The organism is Thermoproteus thermophilus (assembly GCF_055392855.1).
The window spans coordinates 1,160,312-1,178,799 of the sequence record NZ_AP042466.1 but is presented as its reverse complement, the minus strand read 5'-3'; the positions used below and the strand labels follow the sequence as shown (position 1 = coordinate 1,178,799).

Genomic DNA, 18,488 nt, shown 5'->3' with positions numbered 1-18,488 from the left:
ATGTTGGCCGCGAGAAATCTCAAGGCTTACTATTTCACGAGGAGAGGCGCCGTCAGAGCAGTAGACGGAATTAACTTAGAAGTTGATAGAGGCAGAATATTGGGAGTAGTAGGCGAGTCGGGTAGCGGCAAGTCGACGTTGGGCATAGCGTTGACGGCGATGGCGAAGCCCCCATTGAGAGTTCAAGGGTCCGTGTTGTTTAAGGGCAAGGACATATACTCGATGACGCCGGAGGAGCTGAGGGCTATTAGGGGCATCGGCATCTCGATAATACCGCAGTTCGCCATGGACGCCTTGAACCCAACGGCTAGAATCAAGGACCTAATAAGGGACCTCGTGGACTCGCATAAAGATTCGGTAAAATTCCACCCAGACGATATGCTTAGAAGAGCGCAAGAAAGGGCGTTGCAGATAGGGCTGCCTAAATGGGTGTTGGACAGATACTCCGTGGAGCTCTCGGGCGGTATGAGGCAAAGGGTTACTATATTATTGAGCACGTTGCTCGACCCCGAGGTGCTGATAGCCGATGAGCCCACGTCGGCGCTCGACGTAGTGATACAACGGTTGGTTATACAATATTTGCAGAACTTGTTCGAAGAAGGCGCCGTTAAGTCGATGGTCTTCATAACCCACGACATAGCCACGGCCTACCAGATAGCCACAGACATGGCTGTCATGTACGCCGGCCAGATAGTCGAGAGGGGCCCGGCGGAGAAGGTCGTCCACGAGCCCCTACACCCGTATACTAAGGGCTTGATGTCGTCCCTAGTGGAGCCCGGAATGAACATCAAGAAAATAAGGCTCGAGGGCCTCACCGGGGAGCCGCCTGATCTGTTAAATCCGCCCAAAGGTTGTAGGTTCTATCCCCGTTGTCGTTATAGAATGGATATATGTAAAGAAGAGGATCCGCCCGAAACTGATCTAGGAGGAATTAAGGTTAAATGTTGGCTCTATATAGGGAAAAAGGAGGCGGCGAGGCCATGAACCCGGGCGAGCTCATCTATGAGGTGAAGGGCCTCACGAAGGTCTTCACGTCGGGCTTCTTGCGCACAGTGAAGATATTAGCGCTGGACGGAGTCTACTTCGACGTAAAGGAAGGGGAAATCTTGTCGATAGTGGGCGAGTCGGGCAGCGGCAAGACCACGTTGTTGAGGATACTGCTCAAGGCGCTTGAGCCCACATCGGGCGAGGTGAAATACAGAGGGCGCCCCCTAAGGGAGTGGAAGCCGAAGGAGTATTGGCGAGAAGTCCAAGCCGTCCTCCAAGACCCCTACTCTTCCTTTAACCCATTCTATAGAGTAGACCGCATAATGCATAAGACTTTGCAGAAGTTCAAACCAGAGCTCTCAGAAGCCGATAGGATAAAGCTCATAGAACAAGCGTTGTCCTTCGTTGGGCTATCGCCCAGAGACGTGATCGGCAAATATCCCCATCAGCTATCGGGAGGTCAGCTACAAAGGGCGTCGATAGCTAGGGCGTTGTTGATACAGCCCAAGGTGTTGTTGGCAGACGAGCCGGTCTCAATGATAGACGCATCGCTCCGCGTATCCGTCCTCAACTTGTTGCACGAGATAAGGGAGAAAATGGGGCTTACCGTGCTCTTCGTAACTCACGACATGGGCCTTGCGTCCTATATAGGCGACAACGTCCTAGTGCTCTACAAAGGGCTCATGGTGGAGTACGGCCCCGTCGATGCGATCTTCAGCAAGCCGCTCCACCCGTACACGCAGTTATTGCTATCGTCGGTGCCCAAGGTCAAGGAGCGCTGGAGCAGCAAGATAACGAGCGTGACGATAGAGTTCTCGTTGGCGGGCAAGGGATGTCCATTCGCCGATAGATGCCCGTACGCGACCGAGACTTGTAGGAACGTGAAGCCGAGGCTGATCGAAGCAGAGAAGAACCACTTAGTCGCTTGCCATCTTTATGGATGACCGCGAGGACATTATTAGCCATCGTTGCGGTGCTAGTAGCCCTCATCGCAGCCGTATATGCGGGTCTACACGTCCGAATGCCCGGAAACCCCTCGGCGAACGCGACAACGCCTAACGCCATGTCGACGCCCTCATCGACACGGACTGTGGCCAACGCAACTACGACCTCGCGGCCTTGCGGCTCCAAGATCATATTTTGGCTAGTCCCTTGGGGGAGAGTAGACGTAGCCGAGTTGCCTGAGTGTTCTATCCCCGGCGTGGTCGTGGTCATACCTTGTACGCCCAACTACGGCGCCGATTTCAACCAGTTCGAGCTCTCCTTGAGCTTTATCCGACAGTACAAGCCCAGGGGCGTTCTCTTCGTGAACCTCTTCTGCGCGGCGCCTGACTGGAGGGGCAACTTGAAGAGCATAGATATCTCCTACGCCTCAACGTTCCTCAACGCTTTGAGGTATTATCTCGGGGAGGGCTCAGGCATCTATATAGGCTTCAGCGAGATGACAGCTTGCGTGGCCAACGCAACGTGTAGGTCTCAACTAGCGGCGGCCTACGGTCAGTTGAAGTCGCTCTTCCCGAGAGCCAAGCTCTACTACTACGGCACGTCGTCCGAGAAACCCTCCGACATCTTGGAATTGGCCAAGAGTGCCGGGCTGGACTTGGTGGGCGAGGACATATACGACTATGTGTATAACGGGACGTTGGCGGTCCCGGGCTACTTTTTGGAGAACCTAATGGCCTTGAAGTCGTCGGGGCTCCCCGTGATGGTGGGCGAGGTGGGGTTCAGATTATGCGACGCTCAGGGATACGTCCAGCCTTGGAATTGGAAACTGCCCATAAGGGAGCGGAACTGCACAGCCACAGTTCAATTCTACGAGGAGGCCTTATCGCAATTGGCCCCGTGCGCGGAATACGTGGGCATATGGGCTTGGAACGACCCCACATACGGCGTAGCCCTCTCCAAGGAGGTCCTCGGGTTCTTCGAGAACTACTTGAGGGCCTCGCCCCCGTCGACGACCAACACTTGCCCAGTTACGTAGCTCGAGGCAGGCGACAAGAGCCAATAGATCGCCTCGGCGGCCTCCTCGGGGCGCCCGAGCCTTCCCAGAATAGTCCTCTCCTCAAAACCCCTTAGCTCCTCCTCGGATATCCACGAGGTCCACCTCGTAGCTATGGGGCCGAGGGCTACGGCGTTTACCCTAACGCCTCTCAACGCCTTGGCGAGGCTCTTGGCCAACGCCACCAAAGCGCCCTTGGCTACTGCGTAGGGTATTCCGTACGTATCGCCGATAAGCGCCGGCGTGGAGGCCGCGAGGACTATCGAGGAGCCGGGCTTTAAATTCCCCAGAAATACCTTCACGACGTTGAAGGAGCCCACGACGTCTGTCTTGAAGACCTCCACGAAGTCCTCCTCGTCTAAGCTTGAGACGTTCTTGTTCCAGATGGAGGGATCGCCGTGTCCGTGGAGGAGCGCCAAGCCGTCGACAAGGCCGACCTCGCGCGCCGCGCCCTCGAGACATCCCAAGTCCAAGACGTCGCATGGATAATGCGCGTCGGCCTCGGACGGCCTTCTGGAAATCCCGATCACGAAATCGCCCTTGGCTTTGGCCAAACGCACCAACGCGCTCCCGATGCCGCCGCTGGCCCCCGTGACGATCAGCCTCATCTACAGGCCAACGGCCTCTTGCAGTCGAGCTCGACCCCTATATCGCCTCTGACGGCCTCCGTGATCATTGTGTGGTGCTCGTCCTTAACTCCTCTTATGAAGGAGCACATATGGACGCCGCACACCTTGACCTTGACCGACTTGGCTTTCAGCTTCTCCAACAAGAGGTCCGCGAGCCACTCGGTGAACCTCTCCTGCATTATGGGCCTCGCGGCCGCCCACTTCACTAGACGGATCACCTTGCTGAGGCCCGGCACGGCCTCTCCGGGCGTGTACGCGACCGATATGTTCAAGATTATGGGCAAGAGGTGGTGCTCGCACAACGAGACGGCCCTTATGTTCTCCACCACGACCGGCCCCACCTCGGCCTCGTACTCCAACGGGAAGAAGACGACCTCGGGAGGCGGCTCCCTCAAGCCCCTCGTCAGCTCCTCCATGGCCTTGACGAATCGCTTAGGCGTATTGGCCAGGCCCGGCCTGGAGACGTTCTCGCCAAGATATGAGAGAAGCGCTTCCGCCGCTGCCTCGGGCTTGATCTCGATTCTAGTTCTCTGCATACTACCCTCTACGATATGCTTATTTAAAACATGCAAGCACTCCGGATATATAGGTGGAAAAGCTTATATATAGGCTATTTCGCGGGTACATGAGTTCGGGGCTCGTCGAGTGAAGTTCTTCGACACGACTCTACGCGACGGCGAGCAGATGCCGGGCGTTTCTCTAACAATCGACGAAAAGGTCCAGATAGCCATGGCCTTGGACGATCTGAAAGTCGACTATATAGAGGCGGGCTTCGCCGCGGTCTCTAAGGACGAGGCGGAGGCCGTCTACAGAATAGCCCACGATGTGGCATATGCCGAGGTGGCGAGCTTGGCCAGGGCCAATAAATCGGACATAGACGCGGCCGTCGACGCGGGCGTGGACATGGTGCACGTCTTCATAGCCACGAGCGATATCCACATGAAGTATAAGCTGAGGATGACTCGCGACGAGGTTCTCGAAAGGATAGCCGAGTCCGTGGAGTACGCCAAGTCGAGGGGCGTGAGGGTCTTGTTCAGCGCCGAGGACGCCACCAGGAGCGATCTGGAGTTCTTGGTCGAGGCGTTCAAGACAGCCATAGACGCAGGCGCCGACGAGATAAACGTGCCCGATACGGTGGGCGTGGCGACGCCGAGCAGGATGAAGTACTTGGTGGAGTACTTGAAGGCGAGGCTCCCGCCCGTCCCCATGCACGTCCACTGCCACGACGACTTCGGGATGGCCGTCGCCAACACCGTCGCGGCGTTGGAGGCCGGGGCCGAGGTGGCCCAAGTGACCGTGAACGGCTTCGGCGAGAGGGGCGGCAACGCGGCGCTCGAGGAGGTCGCCGCGGCGGCCCGTTTCTTGTTGGGCTTCCAGACCGGCATAAAGATGGAGCGCCTCTACGAGACGTCGCGGCTGGTGGCTAGGCTATTCGGGATACAACTCCAGCCCAACAAGGCCGTGGTCGGCGACAACGCATTCAGCCACGAATCCGGCATACACGTACACGGCGTTTTGAACAACCCGTTCACATACGAGCCCATGATGCCCGAAGCCGTCGGCAACAGGAGGAGGATAGTGTTGGGGAAACACTCCGGGAGGCACTCGATAGAGTGGGCCTTGAAGCAGATAGGGGTTGAGCCGAGCCCGGAGCTGGTGGACTACGTGTTGAGGATGGTGAAGGAATACGCCGTTAGGAAGAGGCCGGTGGACGAGGTCGCCCTTAAGTCCTTCGTGAGCGAGTTTCAAAAATCGACGATCTACAACTTTTCGTGAAGTTAATAGACCTCTCGAGGGAGCTCCACAACGGGATGCAGATTTTCCCCGGCGATCCGCCCTATAGGCACGAGTACATATCGAGGGCCGAGAAGTACGGAGACGTCGCCTTGTCTAGGCTCGAGATGGGGAGCCATACGGGGACCCACATCGACGTGCCCGCCCACTTCGTGCCCGGCGGCGACACCATAGAGAGGATCCCCTTGGAGAGGTTCGTCGCGCGGGGACATGTGTTGGACCTCAGCTGGAAGAAACCCGGCGAGGCCATAACTGCATCCGATCTGCGCAAGTTCTCGGACAAAATATCGCGGGGGAAGGCCGTCATGATATACACGGGGTTCTCGTCCAAATACGGCACAGAGGAGTTCCTCTACAACTGGCCCTACTTGGACAGAAGCGCCGCGGACTATTTAGCCGAGGCGGGCGTGGCAGCCGTCGGCGTGGAGGGCATGTCCGTGGCGGGGTATTCGGGCGGAAGGGGGTTCCCCTACCCGCCCCGGGTCCCCAGAGAGGACGTAGTGTACGTGCACTACAAGTTGTTGTCCAGCGGCGTGATAATCATAGAGAACTTGACCAACCTAGACGCCGTGTTGAGGGAATGCGGAGGGGAGGCGCTCTTCGTCTTCGCGCCCCTCAAGATAAGAGGAGGGGAGGGCGGGCCCGCCCGGGTCTTCGCTATTTGTTAATCACAAATACTTCCTGGGATCCACGATTTTCCCCTCGAGCGCAGCGGCGGCGGCCGTGTAGGCGTTGGCCAAGTAGACCTTGGAGTCGTTGGCGCCCATCCTGCCCACGAAATTGCGGTTGCTCGTAGAGACCGCCACCTCGCCGGGGCCCAACACGCCGAAATGTCCGCCTATGCACGGGCCGCAGGTGCCGTATGTCACGACGCAGCCGGCCTTGGTGAGCACGTCCACGTAGCCTGCCTCAAGCGCTTGTCTGAACACGGAGTAGGACGCAGGTATTGCTATGCACCTGGCCTTGGCCTTGCCCCTCCTCAAGATCTTTGCCGCTGCCTCTATATCGCTAAGGCGGCCGTTGGTGCAACTGCCTATGAACACTTGGTCCACCTCGACCCCCTCCACCTCTGAGACGGCCTTCACGTTGTCCACGCTGTGGGGGGCGGCGACTAGGGGCTCCAGCTCGCCGAGCTCCACGACGTATTCATCTGCGTATTTGCCGCCCGGGGCGAAGTCTATCTTGGGCGCGGCGCCCCTGGTCCTCTCCAGATACGCCGTGGTCTCCGAGTCGGGCACGAACATCAAGGCGTCGGCGCCGAGCTCGGTGGACATGTTAGCCACCGTGGCTCTGTAGTCCATGGGGAACGCCGATGGACGCTCCACGTAGACGTCCACCGAGTAGCCGTTGAGGCCCTCGGCCTTGTACACGGAAAGGAGGTGCAAGACGACGTCCTTGCCGGTCACGGCCTTAGGCGGCTCCCCTCTCACGTCCACTCTCATGGGCTGCGGGACTACGAGCCAAGTCTTGCCCATCTTCAACATGGCCGCTATATCGGAGGCGCCCATGCCTTGCGCGAAGGCCCCGACCGCGCCGGCCGTGTTCGTGTGGGAGTCAGCGCCGAAGACGAACTGGGCGGGCAACGCGTACTTCTCGAGTATCAGCTGGTGCATTATGCCCTCGCCCACGTCGTGGAAGTTCTTGAGGCCGAGGGAGCGCACGTGTCTACGTATATAGACTTGTAGCTCGGCCGCCCTCACCGTCGGCGGCGGGGCCAAGTGGTCGAAGGCCACGACGAGTTTGTCCTTGTCGAAGACTTGGACGCCGCCCATCTTCTCCATCATCTCCAAGACGTGATACCCCGTGAGGTCGTGGAAGGCCACGAGGTCGGGCGCCACCTCGACTATATCGCCGGGCGAGGGGATCTTCCCTAGCTTCTTGGCGAAGACGTGCTCCGTCCAAGTAGGCATACGACGCCTCTATTTAGCATATATAAGTTTACCTCCCGCCGCCTAGGAGCCTCACTCCCAGCTCGGCGATTTTCGCTCCAGCGGACATCACGAACGCCGCGAGCAGAGCCCAGAAGGATAGATCCGCCATTTTGCTCAGCTGGCCCCCGTCTATTATCTTGACGTGGGCTGAGCCGTAGTCCAAGACGACGTCGTTTAGGGAGAAGATGTGGGGCGGCGACACGAGGCCTACCAACGAGGCGTAGACCATGTACACCGAGAGGAGTATCAACGCCATGCCAGAGCCGAGCAACGAGTAGCCGAGCGCCTTAGCCATGAGCGCGGATATAGCCGTGTATATATGGTTTTTCTACGGCTATAGATAACGATATTTTAATACCCTAGAAGTTCTCTATTATATGAACTATTTCAGAATAATAGAAGAGATTTTATCAAATGCAAGGGGATCTCCCCCTCTTGAGGGGATCAAGGTCGTGGAGTTCGCCCACTATATACTTGGGCCCAATATACCGAGACTGCTCGCCCAGCTCGGCGCCGAGGTCGTCAAAATAGAGCCGCCGCCTAGAGGCGATCGTTGGAAATACGCCTCTATGTGGGGAGGCAAGGGGTTCTACAAGGGCATGAGGATAGATTATCTCTACCTCAACTCGAACAAGTACTTCGTAGGCATAGACTTCAGGAAGGAGGAGGGAAGAAAGCTGGTGGTGGAGCTCGCGAAGAGGGCCGACGTGTTCGTGGAGAACATGGAGCCGGGCACGTTGGATAAGTACGGGCTTGGCTATCTACAGCTGAGGGAGGTGAACCCCCGCCTCATATACGTGAGCGCGAGCGGGTACGGCAATTGGGGCCCTCTGTCCAAGCTGCCGAGCTACGACATAATAGGCCAAGCCGAGTCGGGCATTATGGATATCACAGGCTGGGAGGACGGCGTTAACGAGGTGTACAGGTTGCCGGATTACCCGGGCGATTGGCTGCCCTCCACCATGGCGGTTTCGGCGATAATAGCTGCGTTGATTTATAGAGAAAGGACCGGGAGGGGCCAATATATCGATTTGTCCCAAGCCGCCTCTATGCAGAGGTTCATGTACCATTTCACGTATATGTCCCTAGTAGGGTCGAGGCTCAAGAGGAGCGGGTTCATAGACCCCTCGGCCTACGCCTCGGGCGTCTTCAAGACTGCCGACGGCAAGTTCGTCGCCATCGCTGCGATGACTCGGCGCCAATACGACGCGTTGGCCGAGGCCGTGCCGGGGCTTAGAGAGCTTAGAGAGGCCCGGGATCCCGAATCGCTCTGGAGGAAATACGAGATATTAAGGACGTGGGCCGCGACGAAGACGCTCGACGAGCTCTTGGAGTTCGGCAAGAGGGCAGGGGTCCCGATACAGCCCGTGCTCAACGACAAGGAGGTACTCGAGGATCCTTGGAGGGCTGAGAGGGGGTCCGTCTTGAGGATACGCGATAGGCTTTACGGCGAGATAGTGGTGCCGGGCCCCATAGTGAAGATGAGCGGAACTCCCCTATCTGTCAAGTGGGTGGCCAGGCCTGTCGGCTATCACAACAGGCTAGTGCTCACCAAGAAGCTGGGGTTGTCCGTGGGCGAGGTGGAGAGGCTCGAGAGGGAGGGCGTAATAGGCTATTGGGACGGCCAGCTGGGCAACACGCCGCCGCCGGGCTGGAGGGCCGAGGACGACCCGGTGTTCAGAGGCGAGGAGGACGAGGCGGGGCCATGAGCGACAGAGAGGAGGCCCTCATCAAGCTGTTCGGCGACAGAGACGCGAAGCCCTCGGCCCTCGAGGGGGTCAAGGCCTTGGAGATCTGCGGCGCCAACTTCGGTTGTAGGATAGCCGGCTCCATACTCGCGGAGCTAGGCGCCGACGTGTACACGGTGCCGGACGAGGACGCCAAGAGGATAACGCCGCACGGCGTTGCGATAGAGGGGATCGGCATACCGTATCTCCTGGAGAGTAGAGGCAAAAGAGAGGTATCGCTCGAGGAGGTCGATGGGCTGTTGCCCGAGTTGGACGTGCTCTTCGACGGCTTGGGGCCTGGCAAGCTGTACTCGATGGGCAAAGGGTATCCCCAACTCGCCGAGAGGTACCCGCGGCTTATATACGTAGCAATATCGCAGTTCGGCCATTTCGGGAGGAAGGCCGAGGAGTACGCCAACATGCCCGATTCTGATCTGACGGGCCAGGCCTACAACGGCTATATGGCCATGCTGGGCAACCCCAACCTCCCCGAGCCCTACTCCTACCCCATAAGGGCCGGGATATGGCTAGCGTGGGCGTTCGCCGGCGCCGCGGCCGCCCTATCCGCCCTAGCGGCGTACTGGGCGCGTATGAGGACCGGCAAGGGCCAATTCATCGACGTGGCCGTGAACGAGGTGCTCTCGGTGGTCCACCCGTACCAAATAGGCGCCCCGTTCGTGTTAGGCGCGCCGCGCCAGAGGTCGCCCACAATAGACGCCAATTTGCTCGTGACGTACACCACAGCCAAGGCGAAGGACTCCTTCGTGGCCCTCGCGACGGTCATATGGCCGGAGGTAGAGGCGTTTTTCGAGATAATCGGAAGGCCCGACCTAGCCGAGAGGTGGAGGAAGGCGCTCGAGGCGTGGGAGAGGGATCCTGCCCAGTTGAAGGAGTTGGAGAAGGAGGTCTTCGCCGAGGTGGCGAAGTTCAGAGGCGAGGACTTGGTCAAGGCCAGTAGGGAGAAAGGAAGGCCGCCTATAGCGGTTATAAAATCCATCGAGCAAGTGGCCGCCCAGCCCCATTGGCGCATGAGGGACGCAATAGTGGAGCTGGAGTGCCGCGGCAAAAGAATCCTGGCGCCGGGCACGCCGTTTATGATGTCTGAGACTCCGGGCAAGATAAGGCTTAAGTGTTAGCTATTAGCGATGCTTATGAAATAAACTTTTTATTTTAGTCGAAGAATTTTTCATTAAAAAACGAGAAAGAAAATATAAAATAACGATTCTTTTAGACACATGAATAAATTCACGACGCCGGCCACGGCCTTTGAGAAGATAAAGGACGGCTCCGTCCTGGCCATATCGGGCTTCAACGCCGCCACGGCGCCTTTCTACTTAATAGAGGCGTTGATCAAGTACTACCAAGAGGCAGGGAGGCCGAGGGATTTGTTCATAATATCGGACGCCTTGCCGGCAGTGCCGGGCTTTGGGCTCGACTCGCTCGGTCGTTTTATACTCGAGAACCCGGACCAGAGGCTGGTCAAGGGCTTTTTGCTCCCGTTTTATGGATGGGCCCCGTCGCTTCAAGCCGCGGTCTTGAAGAACCTGGTCGAGGCGTATACTTGGCCCATAGGCATAGTGACGAGGTGGTTCAGGGACGTGGCCGCTGGGGCGCCCGGCGTGATCACGAGGGTGGGCCTAGGCACTTTCATCGACCCGAGACAAGACGGCGGGATGCTCAACGATTTGGCCAAGGAGAGGAGGACCGCCGAGATCGAGGTGGTGACCATCGACGGGCGGGAGTACTTGTTCTACAAAGCGCCTAAGCCCAACGCGGCCTTGGTGAGGGCCACAACAGCCGACGAGCTCGGCAACTTGAGCATGGAGCGGGAGGCGATGTACGGATCCGTACTGGCCATAGTCCAAGCCACAAAGGCGCACCCAAGCGGCGTAGTCGTGGCCCAAGTCTTGCGCGTCGTGGCGATGGGCGAAATACATCCTAGGCACGTCTTCGTGCCCGGCCCTCTGGTGGACTACGTGGTCGTGTCGCGTAAGGGCAACGAGGCCGAGAGGTACCATTGGCAGACTTACAGCTTCGACTACAACCCGATAATAAGCGGCGAAGCCCCCTACCGAGTGACCTATGAGCCGCGCCCGCTAGACGTGGATAAGGTCATAGCCAGAAGGGTAGTCCTCGAGCTGGCGCGCTTGGTCGAAAAACTCGGCAGACCTATAGTAGTGAACTTGGGCATAGGCATACCGGCAGTTGCCGCCGACGTGATAAGGGAGGAGGGCATAGAGGAGTTCGTCCACATCACGGTGGAGTCCGGCCAATGGGGCGGCTACGCGCTCACCGGCGCCGACTTCGGCGCAGTGCTCGGACATTACGCCGTGGTGCCCATGCCGGACCAGTTCCTCCTCTACGAGGGGGGAGCCATAGACGCGACCTCGTTGGGCTTCCTCGAGGTCGACGAAAGGGGCGACGTGAATCCCGCGTTCATTCCGGGCCGCATGACGGGCCCAGGCGGGTTTCCCGTCATAGCCATAGGCTCCCCCAGAGTGTACTTCGCCGGCGAGTTCACGGCAGGTAAAAGAGCTATAGAGGTGTCGAATGGTTCCTTGAAAATTATAAAAGATGGAGATATAACAAAATTTGTAAAGTCTGTATACAAAGTAGTCTTCAGCGGCAAATACGCCGCCGAGGAGGGGAAGGAGGTGTTGTACATAACGGAACGCGTCGTGTTCAGGCTAGTGCGGGACGGCCTCATGTTAATGGAGGTGGCGCCCGGCATCGACCTAGAGCGCCAAATTCTGGCCAAAATGGGCTTTAAGCCCGTGATGGGGAAACTAGACGAGATGGACGAGAGGATATTCCGTCCCGGGAAGATGGGCTTACGGGAGGAGCTCGTAAGGACGTTGAAAAAATAATTAAGAGGGGCTCCCCCACCGCGTGGCTCGGCACTTGAGGCTACTCGGCGTGTTGACGTCTCTGGCTACCCTCGCGACCAGCTTCCTCTACAACCTCGCGATAACGCGTAAACTGCCCGTGGAGGACTTGGGCCTGGTGACTCTGCTCAACGCATCGACGGCGTTTTCCCTATTGCCCAACGCCGTGTTGGGCTTCGCGTTGCCCAGGATAACGGCTAGAGACGGCGGCCTCGACTTGAGGGCCGTCTTGGGCGCGACCACGGCGCTCTTCGCCGCGTCGGCCGGGCTCACTCTAGTCTACTTGGCGGCTGTGTGGGGGAGGCTGGGGGGCTACGGGCCGCTCGTGGCGTCGACGGCCTTGGCGACGGAGCTCTTCACGTACATCTCGTCCGTGTCCTCCTCGGTGCTCATGGTGAAGGACAGAGGCCGTTTCCTCTACTCCAGCTTGCTCCAAGCGTTGACGAAATTAGCAGTTATAGGGGGCATATACGCGGCCAAGTGGTCGGTGGCAGCGGTCTTGTGGGGCTCCGTCATCGTGACAGCCGCGCCCGCGTTGTACGGGCTCTATTACGCGTCGGCGTATCGCGCGCGGTCATCTCTGAGGCGCTATTTGAGGGAGATAGCCCACGCCTCCTGGGTGCCGCTCATGGGATATGCCTTGAACTCCTTTAGGTCCCTAGACGCGGCCCTCATAGGCGTATTCGGCACCTTGGAGCAGATAGGCCTATGGTACGTCTTCTTCATGTTGTCGAAGCCCTACGCCTTCTCCTCCATCATATCCAACGTGACCTACGGCGAGTTGCTAGAGGGCAGAGAGAGGGGCCTCTACAAGGACCTCTTGATGGTCATGTCCTTGAGCACCGCCATCTCGATGACCTATATATTCTTCGGGCCGTATTACGTCAACTTCCTCAGGCCGGGGCAACCCCAGTATATCGACCAATTGTTCTTCTCCCTCGTCCTTTGGTCCATCGCCAACGTTCTAGGCAATCTCAACTACTTCTTGACCAACATAATGCAAGGGGTAGATAAGAGGGATATCCAAGCCGGGGAGATAAGGGCTAGGTCCTACATCGGCAGCTTGGTCCTCTACGCGCATTTGGCCGAGTTAGTGTTCACGGCCGTGTACCTCGGCTCCTTGATCCCGTTGGTAGAGCTCTTCAAGGCTGCCGGGGCAGCGTACTACGCAATATCGGGCGTCGTGGCGGCCTCGTTGTCGGCCAATGCGGCCGCTTTGGCCTTCAGATTAGCGGTAATCGACAAGAGGTCGAAGGTAGTCGACTGGAGGCTCTTCCTCGCCGACTATCTCCCGCCGCTCGCCGCGTCCTCGGCCTTGTTGTATTTAATTTCCGGACTCCTGCGCATGCCTCTGAGCAGCTCCGTGTTGATCTCATTGGCGGAGGCGGCGATAGCCTTCTTGATAACGGCGGCGACGTACGTGGGGCTCTCCGCGGCCCTCTCGAGGAACTTCAGGGATTTGTTGACGGCCGCGTTGAGGGGGCTCTCTTCTATCCTCGGGAAGCTCGGCGAAAGGTAAATAACTAGTGCGCATTCCGTCTCATGAGGATCCTCGTCACGGGCGGAGCCGGTTTTATCGGAAGCCATTTGGTGGACAAGCTGGTCGAGATGGGCCACGAAGTGGTCGTCGTCGACAACCTATCGACTGGGAGGAGGGAGTACGTGAACCCGAAAGCCCGCTTGTTGGTCAGAGATCTTAAGGACGGCGGATGGGGCGAGGGCGTCGGGCGGGTGGACTCCGTCTTCCACTTCGCGGCTAACCCCGAGGTTAGAGTCAGCGCGGTGGAGCCCAGAGTCCATTTCGACGAGAACGTCTTGGCCACGTTCAACGTCCTCGAGTGGGCCAGGAAAAACGACGTGGGCGTCGTGGTCTTCGCGTCCTCCTCCACAGTCTACGGGGACGCGGCCGTCCTCCCCACGCCTGAGGAGGCCCCCATAGCCCCGATATCCGTCTACGGAGCCGCGAAAGCCTTCGGCGAGATTCTCTGCGGGACGTACGGGAGGTTGTACGGAGTCCGGTGCCTCGCCCTCAGGTACGCCAACGTCGTAGGCCCCCGCCTCAGACACGGCGTGATATACGACTTCATAATGAAGTTGAGGAGGAGCCCCGAGGTCCTCGAGGTGTTGGGGGATGGGACCCAGACTAAGTCCTATCTACACGTCTCCGACGCCGTGGAGGCCACCGTGGCCGCTTGGAGGAGGTTCTTGGATGACCGCTCGCCCTTCTTGGCCCTCAACGTCGGCAACAAGGACGCGGCGTCTGTTAAGGACATAGCGGCGGCCGTGGCCAAGGCCATGGGGCTATCCCCCAAGCTGGTCTTCAAGCCCGCTACTCCAGACGGCAGGGGATGGCCCGGCGACGTCAAGACCATGCTCTTGAGCATAAGAAAACTAGAGGAGTACGCCTCCTGGGCGCCGAGGATGGGGTCGAGGGAGGCCGTGGAGCGCGCCGCCCTCGAGCTGGTCAAGGAGCTGGATGTTCCGATGCCCTAGGTGCGGGTATAGAGGAGGCGGGAGGAGTTGTCCTAGATGCGGCTTCCCCTTGTTGCCGGAGCCGCCGAGGAGGCTAGAGGTGGACAAATCGGAGCCAACCTTGTGGAGGTACTCCTCGGCTATAGGAGTTAGGAAGGGCGTCTCGCTGGGTGAGGGCCTCACGCCGCTCAAGAGGATAGACGGCGTCTTGGTCAAGGACGAGTCGAGGAACCCGACGGGGTCCTTCATGGATAGAGGATCGGCGGTCTTGGCCTCAGCGTATGAGGGCGAAAAGGCGTCGTTGGGATTTCTCGAGGACTTCACGTTGTCTATAGCCACGTACCTCTCGGCGAAAGGGGTGAAGGTGGACGTCTACATAGACCCGGCTGCGGCCGCCTACGGGGAGTTCATACTGCTCGCCAGCTTGCCGCGCGTGGACGTGCACTTCGGCGAGGGCGCGATGTCTGACGTGGCCTACGGGGATCCCCTGTTCCTGGCCGGCGTGAAGACCATAGCCTACGAGCTCTACGAACAGCTGGGCGAGGTGGAAGCCGTCGCGATGCCCCTGGAGAGGGGCTTCCTGGCTCTTGCTATATATCAAGGCTTTAGGGACCTAGAGGAATGGGGCCTCGCGCAGATGCCCGAGCTGTTGCTCGCGGCCCACAAGGGCGCGTCCGCGTCGGATATAGCCTATTGGCTCGCGTCCAGAGGGGCCAAGATCGTCGAGGTGGAGGACTCGGAGGCCGTCGCCGCCTCGATAAGGCTCGCCAAACGAGGCTTGTACGCGAAGCCGCTCTCGGCCATGGCCTACGTCGTCGCGGCCGCCGAGAAGAACGCCGTGGCGATCGTGACGGGCACAGGCTTGAGGAGGCCTTATCTCAATAGACGTAAGCTCGGCGGTCTTCAGGCCCAGATATTGGAGTTGTTGAAGAACAAGGAGATGACCGCCTACGAGATATGGGACGCATTAGGGAGGCAGCCCACTCTACGCGGAGTCTACAAGGCGCTGGATTCCCTTAGAGCTAGAGGTCTCGTGACTTCCGATTTGAGAGTCATAGGTAGGAGAAAATTGAGGACATATAGGAGAAACGTCTAATCGCGGAGGCCTTGTTCCTCTACCTATTCTTCCGATTTGAGTAGAGAGAAAAATAAGAATATACAGGAGAAAAATCTAAAACTATTGATGTCATCGAATTGAGTTGTAGTACGGAATCTATTCCCTAATAAGTAAAATTTAAAAATGCAAAAGGTTCGTTCTAGTATGTCTCTCGAACTAGATCTTGCAAGATTAGTAAGCGCTATAGGAGTATTGGCGCACCTATCCTTGGCCTCGTCCTTCCTGGGCGCGATAGCCCTCGCGGTGATCGGAGAGTATTTCTGGTTGAGAAGACGCGATCAAGATTGGCTCAACTTAGCCAAGAAGTTCAACATAGTTGCCACCATCTTCTTCGGAGTCGGCGCTGCCTTCGGGACCCTCGTGGAGTTCGGCTTGGTCACGCTCTGGTCCAATTTCATAGCCATAATAGGAAGCGCCATAGCGTTGCCCTTCTTCCTAGAGCTGTTCGCCTTCTTGTTCGAAGTGATCTTCTTGCCCATATACACCTTCACTTGGAACCGTTTCTCTAACCAGTGGGTCCACTGGATTATAGGCGTATTGGCGGCGATAGGCGGCTACTACTCAGCATATAACATATTGGCGGTCATGTCAGCGCTCAGCGTGGCCCCGCCTGGCCTACAGCTTGTGAACTTGGCAAGTCAAGGCAAGAACATAGCGGGCGCCATCAATTGGCTGGCTGTTTTCCAGAACCCGACCGACGCGTGGAACATATTCTGGTGGGGCGCAAACGTCTTTATATTCCACGGCATACTCGCCGCTGTTATATTGAGCTGGTCGGGCGTAGCCGGAGTCGTCTTATACCTCTACTTGAAGGAGAAGAAGGACTGGCAGCTCAAGTTGCTCAAGGTCGTGGTCCCCACCATAGCCGTGTTGACGCTCATAGAGGGTGCCGTGCTCGGCCACCTCCAAGGCGAGCTCGTGTTGGAGCATGATCCTCTAAAACTCGCGGCGCTTGAGGGCATGTTCTGGTCCGGGCTTCGGGCCGATCCGTTGACCAGCCTCGTGGCGTACGGAACGCTGAATCACCAATTCTGGGGCTATTATTCTTGGCCTGCCGATATAAGGCCGCCGGACTGGGTGTACATATTCTACTTAGGCTTCATGGTAGGAGGCGGCGTACTGTTGGGTATATTAACCGCAGGCATAGGGCTCTATTTATTGTTCGGCTGGTTCAAACGCATAGTGCAGCCGTTGCTCAAGCCCAGCGTATACTTAATACCCATCCTCGCGGCTCTTGCAGCGATAGGCGGGGCCGTCTCGGCGGAGTCGGGCAGATATCCGTTTATATTAGTCCAATCGGTCCCGAGCGCCGACGGCCCGCCCGAAATAATCGGCGTGCCCGTGGGTCCCGGCGGCCTCTTCAACCCGACCTTGCAGCTATCGCCGTGGTTGGCCGCTTTGATAATAATAGTAGAAATCGCTATGCCCTTGTTGGCCGGCTATATGGTGTATTTGGCGTTGGCCAGGCCGCCCAAGATATTGAAGAGAGTAATAGAGTATTGATATGGACGCGGTAACCGCCATCACGGTCGGGCTGATCGCGTGGGCGTTCTCGGTGCACTTGCCGTTGGTCCACACCGTCTTGGGCCTCACGTGGCTTCTGCCCACTTTAGAGCTGATAGGCCTTAGGAAGAACGACGAGAGGTATTTCGAGATAGCCAAGGGCCTCTCCCGCTATTTGATATTCATATACGCCATCGGGGGCGTTTTCGGCACGATAATCACGGTGTTTCTGGCAGGGCTAATGCCCGTGTTTACCAACGCGGCTGGCGTGTTGCTCTGGCCTGTGTGGGGCGTGGCCATAGCGTTCGGCGTAGCCATATCGTTGCCGTTGATAGGCTTCTACTACCGCAGCTTCGGGAAAATCGACGAGAGGAGCCACATCGCGCTAGGCTACGGCTTAGCCGTGGCCACCTCCGTCATACCTGCCATGTTCAGGCTGGTGTTCGCGTTCATAAACTACCCCTTGGGCGTCACGGCTAAGCCGGATCCCAATTCCATCGTCGGGTTCGACTTGGGGATCGACCTCTGGCAAGCCTTGGGCAACCCGACCTACCCGCCTCTGCTCTTGGCCACACTCGCCGGGGCGATAGCCTTCACCGCCGTGTTGATATCGGCTATATATACGTGGAGATACGCCAAGACCAAGGCGGACCACTACAAGCTCGGTAAGGACTTCTTCGCAAAGGTCGGGCTCATATTCGGCGTGATATACGTGTTTGCCAGCGTCTGGTACCTCTACGAGGTGTACCAGTACAGCCCCACCGTGGCTTGGTCCATCTTCGGCTCTCCGCCGTCCTACCTCCCTGCTCAACTACAGCCCGTGTACCAGCCGACGCTTAACTTGAACTGGTTGTTCTACTTGAACATAGTATTGGGAGTGATAGTCTTGGCGTTCTTGATCTCGGCGCTGAGGTCCGTCAACGTCCCCCTCGCCGTTATCGCTTTCTTGGCAGTAATCGCCTTGATGATCGGCGCCGAGGTGATGAACGGCTTGGCGCATCTGCCCTACGCCATAGTGCCCTCGCCGCCCATCGCCGCGGCTTTGATAAACGCATACGGCGTCGACTTCGCCCTCAAGGTGGCCCAGACGTTGACCGTATCCGCCCTCATAACCCCGTCCATCAACTCGTTGGTGCAACTAATAGCGGCGCAGCCTTGGTTGCTCAGCCTTTCGCTCGCGATATTCGTGGCGTTTAACTTAATACTCTTGGGCGGCCTCTACATCTCGCTCGCTTGGCGCCCCGAAGTTAAACAACAAAGCACGTCCTAACGGACGTTATTTTTAACACCCCTCTTTTTTAGACCCTTTCGATTTGCCAGTGGCGTTTTGGACGCCGTTATTTCGACAACAAGTCTGTCGAACGCGTGCGCTTTAATGCTCCCATGGCCTCGAGGCGGTTCGCGGAACGCACGTCGCGATGCCCGCTCCTACCGCGGCGGAAAC

The 18,488-nt window shown here is 58.0% G+C and carries 17 protein-coding genes; 13 read left to right on the top strand and 4 right to left on the bottom strand.

Translation table 11 applies throughout. The features are described 5' to 3' along the window. Genes ACZ5PA_RS06940 through ACZ5PA_RS06930 form a run of 3 tightly spaced genes read left to right on the top strand, consistent with a single transcriptional unit; the run spans window position 1 to window position 2,968 of the window. The gene (locus ACZ5PA_RS06940) at window positions 1–984 is read left to right on the top strand and encodes an ABC transporter ATP-binding protein (protein ID WP_464929617.1); all 984 of its coding nucleotides are present in this window, start codon (window positions 1–3) and stop codon (window positions 982–984) included. Continuing rightward, window positions 942–1,931, top strand: coding sequence for an ABC transporter ATP-binding protein (locus tag ACZ5PA_RS06935; RefSeq protein WP_464929616.1), 990 nt, complete (start codon window positions 942–944; stop codon window positions 1,929–1,931). The genes ACZ5PA_RS06940 and ACZ5PA_RS06935 overlap by 43 nt, the downstream gene beginning before the upstream one ends. Then, window positions 1,928–2,968, top strand: a complete 1,041-nt coding sequence (locus tag ACZ5PA_RS06930; protein ID WP_464929615.1) for a hypothetical protein — start codon at window positions 1,928–1,930, stop codon at window positions 2,966–2,968. Before ACZ5PA_RS06935 ends, ACZ5PA_RS06930 begins: the two co-directional genes overlap by 4 nt. Here ACZ5PA_RS06930 and ACZ5PA_RS06925 read toward each other — a convergent pair. Next, complete coding sequence (locus ACZ5PA_RS06925; RefSeq protein ID WP_464929614.1) at window positions 2,917–3,594, bottom strand: SDR family NAD(P)-dependent oxidoreductase; 678 nt, start codon at window positions 3,592–3,594, stop codon at window positions 2,917–2,919. The genes ACZ5PA_RS06930 and ACZ5PA_RS06925 overlap by 52 nt on opposite strands. Next, a complete protein-coding gene (folE, locus tag ACZ5PA_RS06920) occupies window positions 3,591–4,151 on the bottom strand; it encodes a GTP cyclohydrolase I (protein WP_464929613.1) in 561 nt (186 codons plus the stop codon). Before folE ends, ACZ5PA_RS06925 begins: the two co-directional genes overlap by 4 nt. A gap of 109 nt (window positions 4,152–4,260) precedes the next feature. Between folE and ACZ5PA_RS06915 the strand changes: the two genes are divergently transcribed. Both ACZ5PA_RS06915 and ACZ5PA_RS06910 read left to right on the top strand, forming a co-directional pair. After that, window positions 4,261–5,391, top strand: coding sequence for a homocitrate synthase family protein (locus ACZ5PA_RS06915; RefSeq protein WP_464929612.1), 1,131 nt, complete (start codon window positions 4,261–4,263; stop codon window positions 5,389–5,391). A 35-nt stretch (window positions 5,392–5,426) separates the two neighbouring features. Then, complete coding sequence (locus tag ACZ5PA_RS06910; protein WP_464931232.1) at window positions 5,427–6,077, top strand: cyclase family protein; 651 nt, start codon at window positions 5,427–5,429, stop codon at window positions 6,075–6,077. On the opposite strand, the gene ACZ5PA_RS06905 is transcribed toward ACZ5PA_RS06910, so the two are convergent. Together ACZ5PA_RS06905 and ACZ5PA_RS06900 are read right to left on the bottom strand one after the other, a co-directional pair. Further along, entirely contained in the window at window positions 6,078–7,319 is a 1,242-nt protein-coding gene (locus tag ACZ5PA_RS06905; protein WP_464929611.1) for a 3-isopropylmalate dehydratase large subunit, read from the bottom strand. It abuts the gene before it with no gap. A gap of 28 nt (window positions 7,320–7,347) precedes the next feature. Continuing rightward, window positions 7,348–7,635, bottom strand: coding sequence for a hypothetical protein (locus tag ACZ5PA_RS06900; protein ID WP_464929610.1), 288 nt, complete (start codon window positions 7,633–7,635; stop codon window positions 7,348–7,350). Window positions 7,636–7,717: 82 nt separating this feature from the next. Between ACZ5PA_RS06900 and ACZ5PA_RS06895 the strand changes: the two genes are divergently transcribed. From ACZ5PA_RS06895 to ACZ5PA_RS06860, 8 genes are all read left to right on the top strand, one after another. Further along, entirely contained in the window at window positions 7,718–9,049 is a 1,332-nt protein-coding gene (locus ACZ5PA_RS06895; RefSeq protein WP_464929609.1) for a CaiB/BaiF CoA transferase family protein, read from the top strand. Further along, a complete protein-coding gene (locus ACZ5PA_RS06890) occupies window positions 9,046–10,203 on the top strand; it encodes a CoA transferase (protein ID WP_464929608.1) in 1,158 nt (385 codons plus the stop codon). The genes ACZ5PA_RS06895 and ACZ5PA_RS06890 overlap by 4 nt, the downstream gene beginning before the upstream one ends. A 99-nt stretch (window positions 10,204–10,302) precedes the next feature. Next, window positions 10,303–11,934 (top strand): acyl CoA:acetate/3-ketoacid CoA transferase, encoded by a 1,632-nt coding sequence (locus tag ACZ5PA_RS06885; RefSeq protein ID WP_464929607.1) that lies wholly within the window; start codon window positions 10,303–10,305, stop codon window positions 11,932–11,934. 22 nt (window positions 11,935–11,956) lie between these two features. Beyond that, complete coding sequence (locus ACZ5PA_RS06880) at window positions 11,957–13,471, top strand: hypothetical protein (RefSeq protein ID WP_464929606.1); 1,515 nt, start codon at window positions 11,957–11,959, stop codon at window positions 13,469–13,471. A gap of 23 nt (window positions 13,472–13,494) precedes the next feature. Continuing rightward, the gene (locus tag ACZ5PA_RS06875) at window positions 13,495–14,445 is read left to right on the top strand and encodes an NAD-dependent epimerase/dehydratase family protein (protein WP_464929605.1); all 951 of its coding nucleotides are present in this window, start codon (window positions 13,495–13,497) and stop codon (window positions 14,443–14,445) included. Further along, window positions 14,429–15,520: a pyridoxal-phosphate dependent enzyme gene (locus tag ACZ5PA_RS06870; RefSeq protein ID WP_464929604.1), complete on the top strand. Its 1,092-nt coding sequence runs from the start codon at window positions 14,429–14,431 to the stop codon at window positions 15,518–15,520. The genes ACZ5PA_RS06875 and ACZ5PA_RS06870 overlap by 17 nt, the downstream gene beginning before the upstream one ends. 165 nt (window positions 15,521–15,685) lie before the next feature. Then, window positions 15,686–17,044: a cytochrome ubiquinol oxidase subunit I gene (locus ACZ5PA_RS06865; protein ID WP_464929603.1), complete on the top strand. Its 1,359-nt coding sequence runs from the start codon at window positions 15,686–15,688 to the stop codon at window positions 17,042–17,044. 1 nt (window position 17,045) lies between these two features. After that, the gene (locus tag ACZ5PA_RS06860) at window positions 17,046–18,314 is read left to right on the top strand and encodes a cytochrome ubiquinol oxidase subunit I (protein WP_464929602.1); all 1,269 of its coding nucleotides are present in this window, start codon (window positions 17,046–17,048) and stop codon (window positions 18,312–18,314) included. Window positions 18,315–18,488 lie beyond the last annotated feature (174 nt).